This window comes from Bacillus sp. Medicinal_06, from assembly GCF_056711665.1.
On record NZ_JBWYHD010000004.1, the window covers coordinates 267,381 to 287,363 of the forward strand.

Consider the following 19,983-nt stretch of genomic DNA (forward strand, 5'->3'; position numbering starts at 1 on the left):
AGATTTTTATTTTAAAAATGAAAGGTCTATGTGATGAATGGATATAAAATTTTAATTGTTGAAGACGATTTAATGATTGGAGATGTATTACAAAAAATTTTGCGACGCGAAGGGTATAATGTATGTTGGAAGAAAGATGGGAAAGAAGTTATTGATATCATCCATGAGATAGATTTAGTCATAATGGATATTATGTTGCCAGGTGAAGATGGCTATCAAATTACAAAGAAAATAAAGAATCTGGGATTAAATATTCCAATTATTTTTTTATCCGCTCGAAGTGATATGGACAGCAAACTTCAAGGTTTGACAATTGGAGAGGATTATATGATAAAACCATTTGACCCTAGAGAACTATTATTAAGAATGCAGAAAATGCTAGATAATCGATATGGTACTTTTACACAAATCAAACATTTATATATTGATTCTGAGCATAAAAAAGTTTTCAATCATAACTTGCATCATGAAGTTGCTTTTACTGCGATTGAGCGTAAAATATTTTTCTATTTATATGAAAATAGGGATCGTATTTTGACCAAAGAACATTTCTTTGATTATTTATGGCAACTTGAAGATCGGAATCAAAATATCGTGAATGTGCACATAAAAAAAATAAGAACAAAGATTAATGATAACACAGGTGAAATTATTCAAAATATATATGGAGAAGGGTATAGATTAAATACCTATATAAAGAAATGAAATTAAAGAAAAAATACCAGTTTTTGTTGTTCTCAGCTGTTATAAGCGTACCATTTTTATTACTATTGATTAGTATCTTGATGTCAGTCATTTATAATATTGCTTTTAAAACGAAAAATAATGACATTCCTTTTCATGAATCTTTTGCATATCCTACAATGCTTGTCGTATTTTTTTTATCACTATTATTGTTAGCCGTTTTATTTTCGAAATCCATTCATTCACTATTAAATAAAATAAATATATTGAATAAAACCATTCGAAATTTAGCCAGTGATGAAAAAATTCCGAATAAATTAGATGTTAAAAACAACGATGAAATAGGGGAACTCATTAGGTCGGTAAATTTATTAATTGAAAGAACTACATATCGAGAATTAGAACTTAAACAACAAGAGGAAATAAAAAAGGAACTTTTAAATAAATTAAGACATGATATTAATACACCTTTAACAGCTGTTAGGTTACAATTATTCTATTTAGAAGGTCAATATCATGATCAATCGCCAATACTAGAGTCATTATATCAACAAATACAGTATATTGCTGAATTAACCAATGAATTTAACTTACAATCTACTGATAAATTAGAGAGTTCTTATGTTGTAAATCATGAGGTGAATATACATCATTTATTAGAAGCGATGGTTAAAAAGTGGGACTATTTGTACAGTATTCATGATATTGAATTAATATATAATCCAATAAATAACGATTTAATATGGACGAGTAACGATTTATGGATTCAAAGGTTATTTGATAACATTTTTCAGAACACGTTAAATCATTCAAAAGCTAAAAAACTTGAGATAACCATTGAAAATCATGTTGTTTCTATTAGGGATAATGGAATTGGTTTCGATATGAATGAGAAAAGTGCAGGGCTAGGGTTAAAAATCATTCAAGATATATCTAGAATGCTCGATATAAAATATACGTTACAATCAAGTGAAGACGGGACTATATTTTGTTTTACAACAAGTGAGAAAAATATATAGAGTTTAACAATATTATTTCGAATCTACATGAAGAAAGCTTTCGCATTTTGTGAAAGCTGTTCTTTCGTTGCAAAGTCTATTTTTTTATTTTATAATTTACTTACCGACCGTTAAGTAAAAAAGGAGTAGCTATGGCAAAAAATTTACAAACATCAAAAAATATAGTAGAAGCAGCTTTTAAACTGCTGGCAGAGCAGGGCATTGAAAAGATGAGCCTGTCTATGATTGCAAAGGAAGTTGGAATATCAAAACCAGCTATTTATTATCATTTTCCATCTAAAGAAGCGTTAATTGATTTTTTATTTGAAGCAATTTTTGCAGATTATTATTTCTCAGCGTACTTTGCAAAAGAGCAGTACACAAAGAAGAATTTTGAAGAGCGATTAATAGAAGATGGTCTGCATATGTTATCAGAATACGAAGAAGATCCAGGGACACTCCGCGTGCTAAATGAATTTATTTTAACCGCAGTACGAAATGAAAAGTATCAGAAGAGATTATTTGAAGTGCAGGAAGATTTCTTAAACGGTTTTGCAGATTTACTAAAGAAAGGTGCAGACTTAGGCGTTGTTTCAAAAGAAAAAACGGAAGAGAAGGCCCATATGTTAGCATTAGTGATTGATAATATGAGCAATTCGATGTTAATGGGATTCAAATTAAATTATAAAGATATTTGGACTGAGAGTGTGAAAAGTGTGCGAGTAAGTAGATAAGCACAAATTGAAAAACTGATAAAAAGCTTTCTTTTTAGGGGGAAGAGAGGATCCGCCCATGGCTAGAAGCGGTCAGAGCCCTTTTTGACCCCATGCTGAGTGAGAACAGAAGGAGATCTCTTTTGTTTTCGAAGTCGCGATGTGGATGCTCGGAAATCAATGAATTGGTAGAGAGGAGCGAGAAATATGAAATTTCGAAAAGATTGGTGGCTTGGTTTTCTTGGGTTCATTGGAGTGTATAAACTGCCGAATGTAATTGATGCGTTTCAAGGCGAGAAGGATTGGACGTCATTGATTGGACTCATTTGGTTTATTTGGTTCGGTTATTTCATCCCAGAGAAGAAAGAGGATAAAAAGAAAGAAATGTAAAGGAATGTTTCTCTTTTCCTGTAAAGTTTTGTAAACTTATAGAGTAAGATAATTTGTATATTCGATTTTTAGATTTGGAGTGATTAGATGCAGCCATTGGAAAATGAAATTCATCCTGATATGGTCAAAGTTTGGAAAGCTCGTGTTTTAATTGAGCTAGGTATAAGTATATTAGTCATCCTTGCTTATCTCTTTTTCATGATTAAGTTCAATTGGTGGGCTTGGATCTTGTATGTTCTTATTGGATTGACGGTTGTGTATACACCGTTTGACTATTTTATCTTTCCGAAAATACGTCAGCGTTACTATAGCTATCGGTTAAATGATGAAGAATTAGAAATTCAGCACGGTATGTTTACAGTTAAGCGTGTATTAGTTCCAATGATTCGTGTACAACACGTTACAATTGAACAAGGACCAATTATGAGAAAACATGGTCTAGCAGAATTACAAATTTCAACAGCAGCTACTTCTCATAGTATTCCAGGTTTAAAGATGAGAGAAGCGGAACAGTTGAAGCGTCAAATTGGAGAACTTGCGAAGGTGAGTGATGAGGATGTATAAGAGGCAGCATCCGATCACGATGTTATTGGAATTAAAAATAAAAGACTTTATACCATTTATTATTTTTCTGTTTAGTTTAAAAGGGAAATTCCCGTTTTGGTATTTAGTGCCGTTAGGCTTTTTAGGGATTTCTATTATCTCAGTTATTGTGAATTGGTACTATAAAGTATACTGGATCGAAAATGATGTGCTGCACATTAAACAAGGATTGTTTGTGAAAAAAGAAAGCTATTTGAATAAAGAACGTGTTCAGACGATTAATACAAGTTCAAGTATATTGTATCAAGTATTAGGTTTAACAAAGCTAAAAATTGAAACAGCTGGCGGTGGTGACGAGCCTGAAGTAAGTTTAGCTGGTATTACAACTGATGAGGCAAAAACATTAATTGCGATGTTAAATGAACCGGCAGAAGGTCCTATAGAAATAGAAGAGAACCCTTCACAAATTCATGTGGAAGAGGAAAATAAAACGGAATATAAGTTGACTTGGAAAGAGATTTTATTAGCTTCTGTGACATCTGGGCAATTTGGTTTGTTATTTTCTCTATTGTTCTTTGTTTATTCCCAAGTAGATGAATATATCCCAAAATGGGTTGAAAAAAGGGTAGAAACATATGTAATGGATAATGATGTTTTTGGTTGGATTTATATGGTTGCGATATTACTTGTTGTTTCTTGGATCGTCTCCACGATAGGTTACGCTTTAAAGCATGCGAATTTTACCGTGCATCGGAAAAATGATGAAGTTCGCATTTCACAAGGGCTTCTAGAAAGAAAAGAACTTGTGTTAAAATTGCATCGTATTCAAGGGATTACGATAAAAGAAGGGATATTCCGTCAACCATTTGGTTACTGTTCTGTTCATGTGGAAGTCATTCAAAACAATGAAAAAGGTGAGGAGAATGTTACACTCCACCCGGTTATTCGAAAAGATCGCGTCGCAGAATTGCTTGCTCACCTGCAGTTGCCATATGAACTAAACTCTAATATTACAGCCTTGCCAAAAACGGCACTGCGCCGCTATTTGTTAGATGGTTTTCTTTTCTTTTGTATATTAGCAGTTCCGATTACGGGCGCAAGTATATATTTTGAAAAATACTTTATGATTTGGACACTGTTACCTTTGTTTGTACTACTGATGTCACTTGGTTATGCGACATTCCGTGCAGGTGGTTACAGGGTAGAAGAGGAACAGTTAACGCTTGTGTATCGTAATATTGCTAAATATACAGGATTAGTACGAAGAAGACATGTACAGTCAATCGAGAAAACGCAGTCTTATTTTCAGCGGGAAGCTCATTTATGTTCGCAGACGTTCTCTAGTGCATCCACAAATTATAAATTAGAGCATACGCGTTTAGAAGATGCAGAGCGTATGGTGGATTGGTATAAGAATAAATAGGATACAAGGGAAAAGTAGCACAGACGATTTTTTGTCTGTGCTACTTTTGGTTTTGCTTGGTAAATGATTGATTTGATAACTATATAAATCAGAATATTCATTTATTTGATTGTGATTATTATAATGATATGGGATAATTTAGTAAAACGAGATAGGATGAAGAGAATTGGGGTGATATCATTATGCTTATTTTTGTTGTATTGAAAGTGGTATTGAATTTTCTATTAATTGGATTGATTGTTTTACTTAGTATTACATGGACAAAAATAGAGAGGTTTTTGAATGAAACTCTATTGAAAGGTGTTTCTAAAAAAGCTAAAAATTTAATGCAAATGGTATTTGTGATGCTAATCGAACTTATGATTATATGTATCATTTCATTCAATTGGAGTATTTCGTTTCTTGATGCGTTGTTTGTGGGAAGCCTTGTCCTATTATGCTATGTATGGTTAGTACCTTATTCTATTCACTACAGGCAAAATATTGCTAGAGTAACTGACAAGCATTTTAGTGGAGGAGTAGAATTAGGTGAAGTGACCCCATATCGGATGAATTTTTCTGCATTCAATTTGGCGAGTTTAGGTTTTTCTGTAATTGGGATTATTGTTAATGTTTGTTATTATTATAAATATTTTTTATAGAAACAATTGTATTTAGAGTGTTAGTTTGTAAATATAGGCGTGAATAGAATGATTACTTTTATTCCAACTTATTTTTATGTAATATTACATAAAAATAAGTTGGAATTTTTGCTATAATATCATAATTGTATATTTCTAATCTTAATTAAGATGTTTCATAAGCAGAATACCTTTTAACTTGTTATTTGCAACGAGTAAATCTCCGTATCATATTGAGTATTTATTTTAGTTTTGCAGCGCCCTCGATGTGAATGCTTGATAGATAAATAGGTCAAGAGAAGGGGAATACTAGATTTATGAAACAGAATATAAAAGCTTTAGCTATGGCAGTTGGTCTAACAGTTATGGGATCAACAGTAGCTACTTATGCAAGCGCTGATACAGGTTGGAAACAAACTGGATCAGTATGGAATTACTATAATGGAAACGGCGTGAAACAAACAGGCTGGCAACAGGTAAATGGAGTGTGGTACTACTTTGGTGGAAGCGGAGCAATGCAAACAGGCTGGCAGCAGGTAAGCGGAGCATGGTACTACTTTAACGGAAGCGGAGCAATGCAAACAGGCTGGCAGCAGGTAAACGGAGCATGGTATTACTTTAACGGAAGTGGAGCGATGCAAACAGGCTGGCAGCAGGTAAATGGAGCATGGTACTACTTTAACGGAAGTGGAGCGATGCAAACAGGCTGGCAGCAGGTAAATGGAGCATGGTACTACTTTAACGGAAGTGGAGCGATGCAAACAGGCTGGCAGCAAGTAAACGGAGCATGGTACTACTTTAACGGAAGTGGAGCGATGCAAACAGGCTGGCAGCAGGTAAATGGAGCATGGTACTACTTTAACGGAAGTGGAGCAATGCAAACAGGTTGGATTCAAGATAATGGTAAAAAATACTATTTGGAAAGTAATGGTGTTTGGAACCCAAATGCTACATCTGTAAATAATAGTTCACGACCTGACGGGCGACTATTAGACGCATTTCAAAATGAAATAAAAACTCATATTAATAATCAAGAAGAAAATATAACGATGACATACAAATCCAAAAACTCTAATATTAATGAGGTTATGGATGCACTTATTAAAGAATACGATAAGGCAGTCGAATCTAACGAATACTTGAATTATAATATTGCGCGTGCGCAATATTATGTTCGTGGTATCCCAGGGAATTATACGTTTACAGTACAGATTACATACCGTGAATCCAAAGAACAAACGAATTATGTAAAGGCACAAGCGAAATCAATCGTCAAGTCCATTATCAAAGCTGGCATGGATGAACACGAAAAAGTAAAAGCAATTCATGATTATGTCGTAAAACACGTTTCTTATGATACTTCTTTTCAAGCTTATACAGCGTATGAAGCTTTAGCGAACCGCTCTGCGGTTTGTCAAGGATATGCATTATTAACGTATCAATTGTTAAAAGAGGCTGGAATAGAAAATCATATTGTAACAGGAACTGGAAATGGACAACCACATGCTTGGAATCAAGTGAAAATTGAAGGGAAATGGTACCATCTTGATACAACTTTTGATGATCCAATTCCTGATGTACAAGGACGAGTGGTGTATTCATACTATAACTTGTCTGATGAACAAATCGCTAGAAATCATCAATGGGATCGTAATAAATTTGCGGTAGCAAAAACAAACTATGCGAATGAATTGGCAAGTAAAATCCAGTCGGGTAGCCCTAAATCAGGGAAATATCAGGAGATTTTAAAAGTTATTAAACATTAAAGTTTAAGTTTTGATACAAACGCTTTAAAACACGTGCTTAGACATACGGATAGTATGAACCTGTAAAGATAAGGAATATCCGTATGAAAGAGTACATGTATTCACGTAGAGGGTGTTGCAAAACCCAAATAAATATTCTTACCAATAAAACTAGCTAAATATAAAATATATAGTGATTCAGTTTTTACGATAGTAGCGGCTGTTGGAGCTGCAATTAAGAAGTCAAATCATTACTCCAAAAACAAAAAACACTATTCTTTCTGTATCACGATAGAAAGTGTTGAACGATAATCCTTTATGTTTTATTTGTTATGAGAATAACAAATAAAACATAAAGGAATATTGGAATCAGTAACGAAATGTTCAATGAATGACGACGGTATTGGCTCTTCGATAATATTTTTCAGGAGATGATTGATTTGAAGTTGTTGCAAATAAGACTTTTGGTCAAAGATTTTAAGAAAAGTGCCATGTTTTACAGAGATATATTGGAATTTCCAGTGAGTTGGTACGAGGAAAATATGGAATATGCTCTTTTCAATAATGGGGAAACGAAAATTGAACTTGTATCTCGAAAAGTGATGACCGAATTGGTCAGAGAAAGAAATAAACCTTTAGAAGCTGAGCATCAATCAAAATTTTTGTTGCAATGTGAAGTTGAAGATGTCGATAAAACGTATAACCGTTTAAGAGAAAAAGGAATTGAATTTGTTAATGAACCGCATGATCGTAAAGAATGGCGAGCGCGTGTTGCGCATTTTCGGGACCCTGACGATAATTTAATTGAAATATATAAAATGCTGTAATTTGATTTGTCAAAATGGGGTTAGGTTAAACGATATTAAATAATCTTAGTAGCACAGTTCAATTTATTTGAACTGTGCTACTTGTGTTTGAAGTGGGAGATGCATATATTCAGTACGGTTTCAATTCTATGAAAAGAGGACCAGCTAAGAATAGCAGGTCCTCTCCACGATGGCAAAGAATAGTTCTTACTCTACTCTTTAGTTAAAATAATACACGATTATTAATGAGAATTCTAGGTTTTGTATATTGAGAAATAAAGAAAATGAATTTTAATAAAAATTCATTTTGTGGAAAAATAAAGCCCTAGTTTCCTAGGGAAATGGGTATACCTGCTCTTTTGTTGGTAAGGGAAGAAATGGGGTATTTGTGTTATTAACGGAATATTTAGTTTTATCGAGATGGAGAAGAGAGAAATTTATATTATATATTTGATGAAAAATTCTTTTATTAACAGTACCATTCCCAGAAAAAACAAGACTTCAAGTGAGAACCAGAACATACTTTTTTGTGGATTTTTAAATTCCATCATGACAGAGAAAAATAAATAAATTGCAATGAGCATGATAATAAAGAGACGGATTATATCAGCCATTTATAGCACTCCTAATATTTTAATGAGTTTTGTTATATAGTTATTTCCAACGTGATGGAATTTAAGAAGTGTCTTATCAGAATTTAAACAAAATAAAATAGAAAGCGTGGAATAACAATGGGCTTAAGAAGCCGAGGACTGGCATTTGAAATGCTTATTAATCTGTCTAATGAAATGTACCAAAGAGAGGGGAGGCACTTCACCTATAAACTAAGGATCCGACTTTTCAAGGAGGGGCTTGTTGAACTAAGCCCCATTATATGAATAGGCAAATATTAATTAACGAATTTTAGCCTTGCGGATACCATCAAATACATTGATTGCCGCAGATAATAGAAAGATGAAAATTGCGCCGCCAATTATCCGCGATTCAAATTGTTTAGCAGTAATATGAAACAAATCTGCTGTATACGTAAAAAAATCTTGATTCCATACACTTGGATTCGCCACGATTACAATGAATATAATGGTTCCAATAAGCTGGAGAGCGGTATTAAATATTGCGATTCCTTTTGTCCATTGCCTCTTCATTAATTTATAAATAGACAATGCGATTTCCAAAACGATCACAACAAGAACGAGTGGCCAATATTGAAGCAATACATCCTGATTAAAAGCTGAGGTTACAAAGTCGAGTCCATTTGTACTACCTCTATACATGCCTACAAGCTGATTTGCGTAAAAATAAACGGTTGCCCAAATAGCAGTCCATAATAAACTTCCAAATACTTCACATTTCGTAATAGCTTTTTTCTTAGGAATATAAGATATATTTTTCAAATTGTCCGCAGTCCATTTTGTAATCCTTGTTGTGAATGCGTGACTTGTTTTTGAATGATCGACCCGTTCTATAAGCGCGAAAACAAGTGTAAGCCAGAAAAAGACCTGCATACCTACCTCAATGATTTTCCATATACCAAAACTAATAATATCTAAAACTACATTTATTACTGCTTCTTCCCCACGATACCCTACAAAATACTCGGCAATGAGCGAAATTAGAGCAATAGTAGCAGCAATTGGTACAATCATTTTTAATAACGTGACATATGCTTCAAAATAGTGAGGGCCAATCAGATGCATTGGTCGATCGCGGTATTTACTAGCTAATATAGCGGGACTCCCTAATGTTTCAAGGACCACTTTTATATTTTCTTCACTGTAATCATCAAGTAACATATCTTCAATAGTTGATTTTAACTCGAGAGCGATATCTTCACGACTTTCTTCAGGCAGTCTTCGAGTCACTTCTTGTATATAAATCTCAATTAGATTCATCATCTTCCTCCTTTAACACCTTTAAGAGTTTTTTAGAATTGTCCATCCATTCCTTTTTTAACTGTAAAAAAATTTCTAAACCATATTCACTTAGAACATAGTACTTACGCGGCCTACTTTCAGAGGTATCCCAGCTACTTGTTACTAATTCTTGTTTTTCTAAGCGCCGTAGCAATGGATATAAAGTACTTTGATCAATATGAATACCTGACTGTTCTAACAATTGAACAAGTGAATATCCGTACTGGGGTTTTTGTAATTGACTTAAAACAGCTAACGTCAAAGTTCCTCTTCTAAGCTCTGTCGTTAATGAACTCAATAAAGTATTCATTCATCCACCTCTTTTCTTGGTGTATGTTATACAGTATCTGTTTTATACTATGCGTCACACACCATTATTGTTCCAACATCAATGTAAAAAATAATTTAGTGCGAAATACATATTCTCTGAGCGACATCGTTGTATTCTACATACTAAGAAAAATAACAATCTATAAATTTACATAAAATGTTTGTTTTACCTTGTTTTGTGTGATTGTGACATATTACAATTAAGGGGAAATAATATACATATTTCATAGATTTTTTAATTTGGAGTGATTACATGCAGCCACTAGAAAATGAAATTCATCCGAATATGCTCAAGGTATGGAGGATTCATGCTTTGATTGAGGCAGGGGTACTGGTAAGTATTGTTTTAGCATATCTCTTTTTTATGATTCAATTTCATTGGTGGGGCTGGTTGTTTGGTGTATTGGTTACCGTAACGATTGTATATGCACCGCTCGATTATTTTACCTTTCCGGCACTGCGTCAGCGTTATTATAGCTACCGGTTAGATGAAGAAGAGATTGAAATTCAAAAAGGGATGTTTGTTGTAAAGCGTGTGCTCGTTCCGATGATTCGCGTACAGCACGTAACAATTGAGCAAGGGCCAATTATGAGGAAATATGAGCTAGCAGAATTGCAAATTTCAACGGCAGCGACTGCTCATAGTATCCCAGGTTTAACAAAGAGAGAAGCAGAAGAGTTAAAACGAAGAATTGGGGAACTGGCGAAAGTGAGTGATGAGGATGTATAAGAGGCAACATCCGATTACGATCTTATTTGATATAAGAATTTCTAGTTTAATTCCTCTTATTATCATTGTGCTGCTTGATGAAGATGGGGTAGAGCCTTGGTATTGGTTTCCTATTTTTATTGTAGGATTTGTGTTAATTTTAGCCTTATTTTCATGTGTGAAATGGTACTTTAAAGTATATTGGATTGAAAATAATATTTTACATATAAAACAAGGAGTATTTGTTAAAAAGGAAAGCTATTTAAATAAAGAGCGTGTGCAAACCATTAGCACAGCTTCCAATATCATCTATCAGCTTTTTGAATTGACGAAACTCAAAATTGAAACGGCTGGTGGCGGCAGTGAGCCAGAGGTCACGTTAGCTGGTATTAAGGAAGAAGAGGCAAAAGAATTAATCGCCTTATTAAATAAAGTAGAAGCTGAGGAACCTTTAAAAGAAGAGGAGAGCTTGCCACAAGAAACAAACACAGCGATTTATCAGCTAACAGCGAAAGAAATTTTGCTAGCGTCTCTTACATCTGGTCAGTTTGGCTTATTATTTTCAGGGTTGTTTTTCCTCTATACACAGTTTGATAACGTTCTTCCTAAGTGGTTAATAGATAAGATAGAATCGTATGTGAAGGACAATAGTGTATATGAGTTGTTATACATGGGTGCTATTTTAATCGTCATCTCATGGGTCATTTCTACAATCGGCTATGCTTTAAAACATGCGAATTTTACCGTGCAGCGAAACGGAAATGAAATTCGTATTTCACAAGGGCTGTTTGAGAAGAAAGAAATGGTTTTAAAACTGCACCGAATTCAAGCGCTAACAATGAAAGAAGGAATTCTTCGTCAACCTTTTGGATATTGTTCTCTTGAAGTAGAAGTGATTCAAAGCATAGATACAAAGGATATGCATGTCATATTGCATCCGCTCATGAAGAAAAAGGATGTACAAGAGTTGTTGACATATTTAAAGTTGCCGTATGACATGGAAGAGGAAATTGTACATTTGCCAAAAGCAGCGCTAAGCCGTTATCTGATTATGGGGTGGATGATTTTGGGGGCTATTGCGGCACCGATTATAGGAGCAAGTGTGTATTTTGAGCAATATAGTGCTTTATTTACCTTAGTGCCATTATTTTTATTCTTTACGATTCTTGGATATGCCAAGTATAAAACGGGTGGCTATGCGATAACAGGTGATCAGGTAACGCTTGTGCACAGGGGGATTGCGAAGTATACAGGTTTTGTGAAAAGAAGACATGTACAAGCAATGACAAAATCGCAATCGTATTTTCAGCGGGGAGATCGGTTGTATACATATATTGTAGTGGTAGCTTGCAGCGCCATGGGGCGTCATTATGAATTGAAGCATGTGTGTGAAGAGGATGTAGCTTTTATGCATGAGTGGTATAAGAAAAAATAAAAGAAAGTTAGGTATGTAACCCGGATAGTAGATAATTCTAAAGTTCTATTATGCGGTTTTTTTTATGCTATGGTCACTCTTAAATTAAGAATGGGAGAGATAGGTGAATATTAGAAGCTCAGTGCAGGCAGTTATCATCAAAGATAATCAAATATTAATGATAGAAAACAACACTTTCCCTGCATGAACTGTCCGTAAAAGCCTGATTGGTGAAAGCACCTCGCTGATTAAAGTTTCACTTTATTTAGTTAAAAATGGACACTTATAAGCATATTTTGTGGTTAGAGAACTTAAATAAATGTGTGAAGATTCATTGTAGAGGAGAGAAGTGTGATGGGATTAACAATTTTACATATAGAAGATGATGAAGAAATTGGATTATGGGTAAGTGAGTTTTTTACTGAACGGGGATATAAAGTAATTTGGTTGAAGTCTGGCCATCATGCATTTGATTACATGGAACAAACGGACGTTGTTATTATGGACATTATGCTTCCGGGGCTCGATGGTTATACAGTTGGGCAGCGAATGAAGCGAAAGTTTCCTGAAATACCAATTATGATGCTCACAGCGAGAGCTTCAATAGAAGATAAACTGCAAGGGCTTGCTTTTGCAGATGATTATATGACGAAGCCGTACCATCCTGATGAACTCGAGGCCCGCATTCATGTTCTCTTAAGGCGACTCGGTGTGGTTTCCACGGATCATATCCAGTTGAACCATTTAAGTATTGACCGGAAAGCCAACCGTATTTTAAGTTCACAAACGAATAAAGAGATTGTCTTAACTGGTAAACAGTTTCATATCTTTATGTTTCTTCTCAATCACCCAAATCAGATTTTGACTCAAAAGCAAATATATGAAGCTGTGTGGGAAGATTCCTATATAAAAGGGGATCGGACCCTTATGGTCCACATTCGTCATTTGCGTGAAAAAATAGAGATTGACCCCAGTCATCCGCAGATTATCGAGACGATTCGCGGCATCGGGTATCGGTTGAAGTTATGAATATTCGAAAATCACTCGTTACCAAATATTTGTTATTGATCCTTGCCTCTTTACTCATGTGGCCTATTTTGCCAGCGATCTATTATTTACCTGACATTTTGCTTAAACAAGATGCGATATATGAGCCGCTGGAAATAGAGAAAATGTGGAAATATGAAGCTGAACAACTACATGAAGCTAATGAGAATACAATCAATGAAAAACTCGGTAAGATCCAAGGACATTATCCGAAAGCTGAGCTGTTTTGGGTCAACAAAGCAGGGAAAGCCCATGTGATCAATCAGCGTATCGTAGACATTCCCGATCAATGGACACCTTTGAGCCTTATCAACTATCTCGATAGGAAAAAGCAACAAGATACATTCACTGTGACAGCTACCATTGGTAAAGATGGTGAACAAGGATTTATGATATTTCAGATCCCAAAATCTATTACGACGCTTGCGATTCAGCCAGTAAATGGAGATCTCTTTTTAATCCTTATTATTTTTGTCGTAGGTGTTTCGATTGTAGTGGTATCTTTGTTATTTTTCTTAAGTATTCGCAAAAGACTTATACAACTTCAAAGCGCAATGTCAGATACCGTAAATGATGGAATACCTGATAAGGTTATAGTCAATAACAGTGATGAGATTGGACAATTGGAAAAAGCCTTCAACAGAATGATTAATCAGTTAAAAGACAGTCGGAAGCGCGAGAAGGAAGAAGAGTATCTACGAAAACAATTGATTGCGAATATCTCCCACGATTTACGGACGCCTTTAACCGTTATTAGACAGCATGCCTACTCCATTCAGAATAACCCTTCGTCCTTAAAAGCAACCGCATCGGTACAAATTATCGTCAACAAACTGAACGATGTTGGAAAATTACTTGAAAATCTTCTTACTTACACATTGCTTTCAGCTGGAAAGTATCCATTAGAGAAGACAAACATAGATGTGATTGAAGAGCTACGTAATGCTGTCGCCGAGTGGTATCCGGTTTTTGAGAAAGAAGGTTTTGAAGTGGATGTTCATTTGGCTGACTGTTCATTGATTTGGCAGGTGGATCCTCTCTGGCTGCGCAGTATATTGGATAACCTGTTTCAAAATGTCATTAGGCATGCTAATTCTGGCGGATATATTTGTGTAGAAACAATTGATCGTGACAGCGACTTATTTTTGGTCATCAGAGATAAAGGGCGGGGAATGGAGCACCGTTCAGAAGCAAAAGGAGCGGGCATCGGGCTATCTATCGTTTCGCTCATGACCAAGGAAATGGATATTTTTTGGGAGGTATCCAGTTCACCGAAAGGTACATGGCATTATTTAAGGAAAAAATTAAACTAGATTTAAACTTGAGGTCACCTCGATTTTCCATTCGCTCAATACAATGGATATCGAGGTGATTTTTATGGTAGCTAAAAAAGGAAATAGCCTGTGAGTAAGGTTAGTGGCAAACTTGGATGCATGTGTATAAAAGAGTAGATCAGTTTCAAGAAAATAATAGGAAAGGGTGTTTTTTGAGTGGATTCAAAGACTCCGATTGACAAATCTAGCATGGATACAAATTATGCATTGCCTTCACCAAAGAAAAGAGAAGGAATGAGTCTAAAGCGATGGCCATCTTGGATTGGGTATATAGCCATTGCTTGGTCAGTCCTTTATGGATCGATGCACCTTTACTGGTTGTTTGGAGGAGAAGGGTATCCTTTTAAGAGTGAAAATGGTATGGATTTGTTTGCTGGAAAGGTTACTTATCTTCCGCCTTATGTTGGAGGTATCATATTTGTTGTTCTTTGTCTCATAGGTATAGTGGTTGGATTTTCAATGAGGAAGCCAGTGGAAAAAACTTTCCAACAGCGGCTTATCCTCATCTATGCCTGGGGATGGGCGGCTGCTTTACTCCTCTTTGTACCGGATGCCAGTCTGATTGCGGCCATGGCCTATGCTTTTTTATTAAAATTTAAGTTTGACTGGCTGATGTTCAATCAAATTATATGTGTTCTAGGAGGAATATCTTGGGGGTTTTTCGCTGTAGCTTACCGAAGAAAAATACGCCATGCATGTGAATATTGCGGAAGGAAAGCGGACGGGAAAACATCTCTTCTCATGCGATGGAGTCGATGGATTACCTATCTTGCGGCTCTTGCTCCTATTCCATACGCAATTACGCGCTATGCTTGGGCATTGAAAATCCCGCTAGGAATTGACGCGAAGTTTTTGCAGGACTTTTCCAATGTCAATCCAGCGCATCAGATTACGGAATGGACTTTCGGATCGATATGTATCGTTGGTAGTATTCTTACGCTAGGTTTGATTCAGAAATGGGGTGAAACATTCCCGCGGTGGTTCCCATTCGTTAACGGTAAGAGGGTGCCAATCCTACTGGCGGTGATTCCAGCATCTTGTGTGGCGATTGCTGTAACCGCTGCTGGTTTCACCTTTACTTCCGCTTTTGTCGCGGTTAAACTCCACCTCGTGCCTACAGATAATATTTTGCTGAGTCACATTTGGGGTTCAATAGGACCAATGCTTTTATGGATTCTCTGGGGGATAGCGCTAGGTCTTGCTTCTATCGCTTATTATTATCGTAGGAGAGGTCGATGTAACCATTGCGGTAGAGATGAAGTAGAAAGTATTTCTGGATAACAGGATCATAACTTTGTGGAAGACATAGAAAAAAGCTGTAGCTTCTTCTCAATCGAAGTTACAGCTTTTTTGTTTAAGCTAATACATCAAACGTCGTCACAAAAGAAGGTCTTGAGAAGATACTCTTTTGCGGCTCTGCACTCGCTTGCGTCGGACGTTTTTTATGTGCGTTTTCGAAAGAACGTGATTCAGTCCAGTCTTTAAAGTTTTGCTCTGTTTCCCACATTGTCATAATGACATATGTATCGTTACTTAATGGGCGCAGAACGCGGATTGCTTGGAAGCCAGGTTCGTTTTCAATCAGTCCTGCACGGTTTTTGAAACGATTTTCAAAAACGGGACGGCCTTCGTCTGTAACGGAAATGTTGTTACAAACAATAAATCCAGGTTGTCCTTTAAATTCTCCAACAGCGTCTAGCACGTCATAATGAAGTGCTCCTTCTACCGCTTCTTCTGTATTTTCTTTATAAAACATATCTTTGTCATTATCTTTTGCAGTGAAATGTGGCTTTTCTAGAGGTGTTTCGTATGAAATAATCGCTTTCATTTGTAATGCCCCCTTTTATGTGTTTGGTTTCATTATAGCAACTCTTCCGAAAAAGTTCGAAGATTATATACATAAAGAGAATCGTTTTTCAAATAATAAACATACCATCATTTGGAAAGAAGGACGATGTATGAAGAAAATAAAGTGGACTTTAATAAGCGGCGTAGCAGTGTTTGTAGTTGCGATTGTACTCTATAAACTGATTGTGTTAGCTGGTGGTTATATGATGGATGAAAAAAAACTTGTTTTCCACTCTTCATCACGTATCGTTGATCAGCGAGGAAAAGAAATTACAAAATTATATGTAGAAAATAGAGATCTTGTACCGATTGAGCAAATTCCGAAACATGTGCAGCAAGCATTTATCGTTGTAGAGGACTCCAGGTTTTATGATCATCATGGAATTGATTATCCTTCTGTATTTCGCGCGTTGTATAAAGATGTTTTAGCGAGAGAAAAAGTAGAAGGTGGTAGTACGATTACGCAGCAACTCGTCAAAAATGTTTTTTTAACTCATGAAAAAACGTTCACGCGTAAATTAAAAGAAGTAGCCATCGCTCTTAAATTAGAACAAACCTATACGAAAGATCAGCTACTTGAAATGTATATGAACCATATTTATTTCGGTCATGGAGCGTACGGAATTCAGGCCGCAGCAAAATTGTATTTTAATAAAGATGTAGAAAAGTTAACGGTAGAAGAAGGGGCGCTACTTGCGGGGCTTCCGAAATCACCAAATGGGTATTCTCCGTTTCTGCATCCAGAAAAAAGCAAGGAACGCCGTGATTTAGTATTGTCTCTTCTCCATAAACAAGGGTATTTGTCAGCAGAGGAAAGCGTTCGCTATCAAGGGAAAACAATTGCGCTATATAAAAATTTAGATGAAAGGGAACTAGCTTATATGCCGTATGTCGATATGGTTGTAGATGAAGCGGCGCGTTTGTATGGTTTATCGCATCAAGAAGTTCTCCGCGGAGGCTATACATTTGTCGTTTCTATGGATGAGAAAATTCAAAAAGTAGCTTACGATCAATTTCAAGATGTGCGGAATTTTCCAGGGAAAGAAAACGGGGCACAAGGTGCTTTTTTATTAATGGATCATGCGACGGGAGGCATTAAAGCCGCAATTGGCGGGAGGGAGTATGTGCCAAGAGGATTTAATCGAGTGTTTGCAAAACGTCAACCAGGTTCTGTTTTAAAGCCGCTTATTGTGTACGCACCGGCGCTAGAAACGAAAAAATATAATCCGTATTCTTTATTAACAAATGAACGAGTCTCTTTTGAAGGATATGAACCGCGAAATTATAATCACAGGTATTCAAAAGAAGTAACGATGTATGATGCGCTCTTGGAATCGGCAAACGTACCAGCTGTATCTTTATTACATGAAATGGGAGTCGAAGAAGGGAAGCAATATTTAGAGAAGGGAAATATTCATATTGCAGATGCTGGCTTAAGTACGGCACTTGGTGGGCTGAAAGAAGGCGTCTCTCCATTTGAACTTGTAAAGATGTACCGTGCATTTTTGGCAAATGGAAAAATTATTGAGCCACATGTGATTGAGCGGGTGCTTGATCGGCACGGAAAGGTTATTGGAGAATCACCTAAAAATGAAACGAAAGTTTTTTCAAAACAAACGGCATGGTATATGACAAAAATGCTGGAAGGTGTTGTAAGAGAAGGAACCGCAAAGATGGGCGAATATAAAGGGGCACTAGCAGGGAAAACGGGTACAACGTCACTTCCAAATCAAAGTGAAGGTGCTAGAGATGTTTGGTTTGTTGGATATACGCCGAGTTTAGTAGGTGCCGTATGGATTGGATACGATCGTACGGATAAAGAGCATCAACTGTACGATGGAAGTGCGTCTGCAACAGAATTATTTAAAAAGATTTTAACGAAAGCGAATGTACAAGATAAACCGAAGTTTAAGCAGCCAAAAGGTGTTGAGACAATCGGAAACCCAATTCACCTAAGTAGAATTGAAAATATAGAAGCGAAATTATCGTTTAATCCATTTGGTTTATTTACGACGAAATTGCGCTGGAAACCACTGCAAGATAAAAGGGTTATATATCGAATTTATAAGGTTGAGAATGGAGTCCATACTCATGTTGGAACAGTAAAAGGGATTGGTGAGTATGAAGACAAGTTTACGAATATATTCGCGAAACCAAGTTTTTATGTTGTCCCGTATAACCCACAAACAAATCGAGAAGGAGAAAAGACAAAAGTAGCTAAACCGTAGTTTTTGCTTATGATATAATAAGAATGTTGTGAAAAAAGTAAGCGGTTTTACGAACGTTTGTGTCAATTTCATGAACAACGTACATAAAGTTATGCATTTTGTTTTTACAAGCTGTATAGTAAAAAAAGATAAAAATATCGGATAGGATTCGTTAGAAGCATTGGTAAGGAAGGGAGCAAGGGTCTTGGTAAGAACTATAAATGAGACATTTTTAAAAGCGTGTATGGGGGAACAAACAGAATATGTACCAGCATGGTATATGAGGCAAGCAGGTCGTTCACAGCCTGAATATAGAAAGATAAAAGAAAAGTATTCTTTATTTGAAATTACACATAATCCGGAGCTATGTGCGTATGTTACAAAGCTTCCAGTTGATCAATATAATGTAGACGCAGCGATTTTGTATAAAGATATTATGTCACCACTTCCAGCAATCGGTGTGGATGTAGAAATTAAATCGGGGATTGGACCGGTGATTGATAACCCAATTCGTTCGTTACAAGACGTAGAAAAACTTGGCGAAATTCATCCAGAAGAGGATGTTCCATACATATTAGATACAATTCGTTTATTAACAAACGAGATGTTAGATGTTCCGCTAATTGGTTTTTCAGGGGCGCCATTTACATTAGCGAGTTATATGATTGAAGGTGGACCTTCTCGTAACTATCATAAAACGAAAGCATTTATGTATGCAGAGCCGAAAGCTTGGTTTGCGTTAATGGATAAGCTTGCAGATATGGTCATTACGTATTTGAAGGCACAGATCAAAGCAGGAGCAAAAGCGGTACAAGTCTTTGACTCTTGGGTTGGAACAGTGAATGTAGCAGATTACCGCACATTTATTAAACCTGCAATGGAGCGTATTTTCACGGAAGTTCGCGCTATGAATGTTCCAATGATTATGCACGGCGTTGGAGCGGGGCATTTAGCAAATGAATGGAATGAATTACCTCTTGATGTAGTCGGACTTGATTGGCGTCTGTCAATTGAAGAAGCGCGCGCACGTGGCATTTATAAAGCGGTGCAAGGTAATATGGATCCTTCTTTCTTACTTGCGCCATGGGACGTAATCGAGGAGCATGTAAAAACGATTTTAGATCAAGGAATGAAGCAGCCGGGTTATGTATTTAACTTAGGTCACGGTGTATTCCCAGAAGTAAATCCAGATACATTAAAACGCTTGACTGCATTTATTCATGATTATTCGAAAGAACAGTTAGCGAAGTAAAGGAGGA

At 36.1% G+C, this 19,983-nt stretch carries 20 protein-coding genes and 1 pseudogene; 17 read left to right on the plus strand and 4 right to left on the minus strand.

Annotated features, from left to right (window positions below; genetic code table 11):
* Window positions 1-33 precede the first annotated feature (33 nt).
* From AC1M36_RS11560 to AC1M36_RS11600, 9 genes are all read left to right on the plus strand, one after another.
* A complete protein-coding gene (locus AC1M36_RS11560; RefSeq protein WP_431613072.1) occupies window positions 34-705 on the plus strand; it encodes a response regulator transcription factor in 672 nt (223 codons plus the stop codon).
* Complete coding sequence (locus AC1M36_RS11565) at window positions 702-1,703, plus strand: sensor histidine kinase (RefSeq protein WP_336450870.1); 1,002 nt, start codon at window positions 702-704, stop codon at window positions 1,701-1,703. Before AC1M36_RS11560 ends, AC1M36_RS11565 begins: the two co-directional genes overlap by 4 nt.
* 131 nt (window positions 1,704-1,834) lie before the next feature.
* Window positions 1,835-2,416: a TetR/AcrR family transcriptional regulator gene (locus tag AC1M36_RS11570; RefSeq protein WP_336450871.1), complete on the plus strand. Its 582-nt coding sequence runs from the start codon at window positions 1,835-1,837 to the stop codon at window positions 2,414-2,416.
* Between the two features lie 186 nt (window positions 2,417-2,602).
* On the plus strand, window positions 2,603-2,785 hold the full coding sequence (locus AC1M36_RS11575; protein ID WP_336450872.1) for a hypothetical protein: 183 nt from the start codon (window positions 2,603-2,605) through the stop codon (window positions 2,783-2,785).
* Between the two features lie 87 nt (window positions 2,786-2,872).
* Window positions 2,873-3,349, plus strand: coding sequence for a PH domain-containing protein (locus tag AC1M36_RS11580; protein WP_336450873.1), 477 nt, complete (start codon window positions 2,873-2,875; stop codon window positions 3,347-3,349).
* Entirely contained in the window at window positions 3,342-4,751 is a 1,410-nt protein-coding gene (locus AC1M36_RS11585) for a PH domain-containing protein (RefSeq protein WP_431613073.1), read from the plus strand. Before AC1M36_RS11580 ends, AC1M36_RS11585 begins: the two co-directional genes overlap by 8 nt.
* A gap of 182 nt (window positions 4,752-4,933) precedes the next feature.
* The gene (locus AC1M36_RS11590; RefSeq protein ID WP_431613074.1) at window positions 4,934-5,392 is read left to right on the plus strand and encodes a hypothetical protein; all 459 of its coding nucleotides are present in this window, start codon (window positions 4,934-4,936) and stop codon (window positions 5,390-5,392) included.
* Between the two features lie 296 nt (window positions 5,393-5,688).
* Window positions 5,689-7,137 (plus strand): transglutaminase domain-containing protein, encoded by a 1,449-nt coding sequence (locus AC1M36_RS11595; protein WP_336450876.1) that lies wholly within the window; start codon window positions 5,689-5,691, stop codon window positions 7,135-7,137.
* A gap of 419 nt (window positions 7,138-7,556) precedes the next feature.
* The gene (locus AC1M36_RS11600; protein ID WP_336450877.1) at window positions 7,557-7,943 is read left to right on the plus strand and encodes a VOC family protein; all 387 of its coding nucleotides are present in this window, start codon (window positions 7,557-7,559) and stop codon (window positions 7,941-7,943) included.
* Between the two features lie 416 nt (window positions 7,944-8,359).
* On the opposite strand, the gene AC1M36_RS11605 is transcribed toward AC1M36_RS11600, so the two are convergent.
* Window positions 8,360-8,536, minus strand: coding sequence for a hypothetical protein (locus AC1M36_RS11605; RefSeq protein ID WP_336450878.1), 177 nt, complete (start codon window positions 8,534-8,536; stop codon window positions 8,360-8,362).
* A 117-nt stretch (window positions 8,537-8,653) separates the two neighbouring features.
* Here AC1M36_RS11605 and AC1M36_RS11610 point away from each other — a divergent pair.
* A pseudogene (locus tag AC1M36_RS11610) lies at window positions 8,654-8,728 on the plus strand (Holliday junction resolvase RecU); the annotation flags it as partial.
* A gap of 87 nt (window positions 8,729-8,815) precedes the next feature.
* On the opposite strand, the gene AC1M36_RS11615 reads toward AC1M36_RS11610, so the two are convergent.
* Together AC1M36_RS11615 and AC1M36_RS11620 are read right to left on the minus strand one after the other, a co-directional pair.
* On the minus strand, window positions 8,816-9,814 hold the full coding sequence (locus AC1M36_RS11615) for an HAAS signaling domain-containing protein (protein ID WP_431613075.1): 999 nt from the start codon (window positions 9,812-9,814) through the stop codon (window positions 8,816-8,818).
* On the minus strand, window positions 9,801-10,145 hold the full coding sequence (locus tag AC1M36_RS11620) for a PadR family transcriptional regulator (RefSeq protein WP_336450880.1): 345 nt from the start codon (window positions 10,143-10,145) through the stop codon (window positions 9,801-9,803). Before AC1M36_RS11620 ends, AC1M36_RS11615 begins: the two co-directional genes overlap by 14 nt.
* A 273-nt stretch (window positions 10,146-10,418) precedes the next feature.
* Between AC1M36_RS11620 and AC1M36_RS11625 the strand changes: the two genes are divergently transcribed.
* From AC1M36_RS11625 to AC1M36_RS11645, 5 genes are all read left to right on the plus strand, one after another.
* The gene (locus AC1M36_RS11625; protein ID WP_336450881.1) at window positions 10,419-10,895 is read left to right on the plus strand and encodes a PH domain-containing protein; all 477 of its coding nucleotides are present in this window, start codon (window positions 10,419-10,421) and stop codon (window positions 10,893-10,895) included.
* Entirely contained in the window at window positions 10,888-12,309 is a 1,422-nt protein-coding gene (locus AC1M36_RS11630) for a PH domain-containing protein (RefSeq protein ID WP_479845889.1), read from the plus strand. Before AC1M36_RS11625 ends, AC1M36_RS11630 begins: the two co-directional genes overlap by 8 nt.
* Window positions 12,310-12,642: 333 nt before the next feature.
* Window positions 12,643-13,317, plus strand: a complete 675-nt coding sequence (locus AC1M36_RS11635) for a response regulator transcription factor (protein ID WP_336450883.1) — start codon at window positions 12,643-12,645, stop codon at window positions 13,315-13,317.
* Window positions 13,314-14,648, plus strand: coding sequence for a HAMP domain-containing sensor histidine kinase (locus tag AC1M36_RS11640; protein WP_431613081.1), 1,335 nt, complete (start codon window positions 13,314-13,316; stop codon window positions 14,646-14,648). Before AC1M36_RS11635 ends, AC1M36_RS11640 begins: the two co-directional genes overlap by 4 nt.
* Before the next feature lie 177 nt (window positions 14,649-14,825).
* A complete protein-coding gene (locus AC1M36_RS11645) occupies window positions 14,826-15,950 on the plus strand; it encodes a hypothetical protein (protein ID WP_336450885.1) in 1,125 nt (374 codons plus the stop codon).
* Between the two features lie 73 nt (window positions 15,951-16,023).
* Here the strand turns inward: AC1M36_RS11645 and AC1M36_RS11650 are convergent, their stop codons facing one another.
* Complete coding sequence (locus AC1M36_RS11650) at window positions 16,024-16,497, minus strand: antibiotic biosynthesis monooxygenase family protein (RefSeq protein ID WP_336450886.1); 474 nt, start codon at window positions 16,495-16,497, stop codon at window positions 16,024-16,026.
* A gap of 130 nt (window positions 16,498-16,627) precedes the next feature.
* Between AC1M36_RS11650 and AC1M36_RS11655 the strand changes: the two genes are divergently transcribed.
* On the plus strand, window positions 16,628-18,745 hold the full coding sequence (locus AC1M36_RS11655) for a transglycosylase domain-containing protein (RefSeq protein WP_479845890.1): 2,118 nt from the start codon (window positions 16,628-16,630) through the stop codon (window positions 18,743-18,745).
* A 184-nt stretch (window positions 18,746-18,929) separates the two neighbouring features.
* Window positions 18,930-19,976 carry a uroporphyrinogen decarboxylase gene (gene hemE, locus AC1M36_RS11660; RefSeq protein ID WP_336450888.1) on the plus strand — a complete coding sequence of 349 codons (1,047 nt, stop codon included), beginning with the start codon at window positions 18,930-18,932 and terminating at the stop codon, window positions 19,974-19,976.
* The last annotated feature ends 7 nt before the right edge of the window (window positions 19,977-19,983 follow it).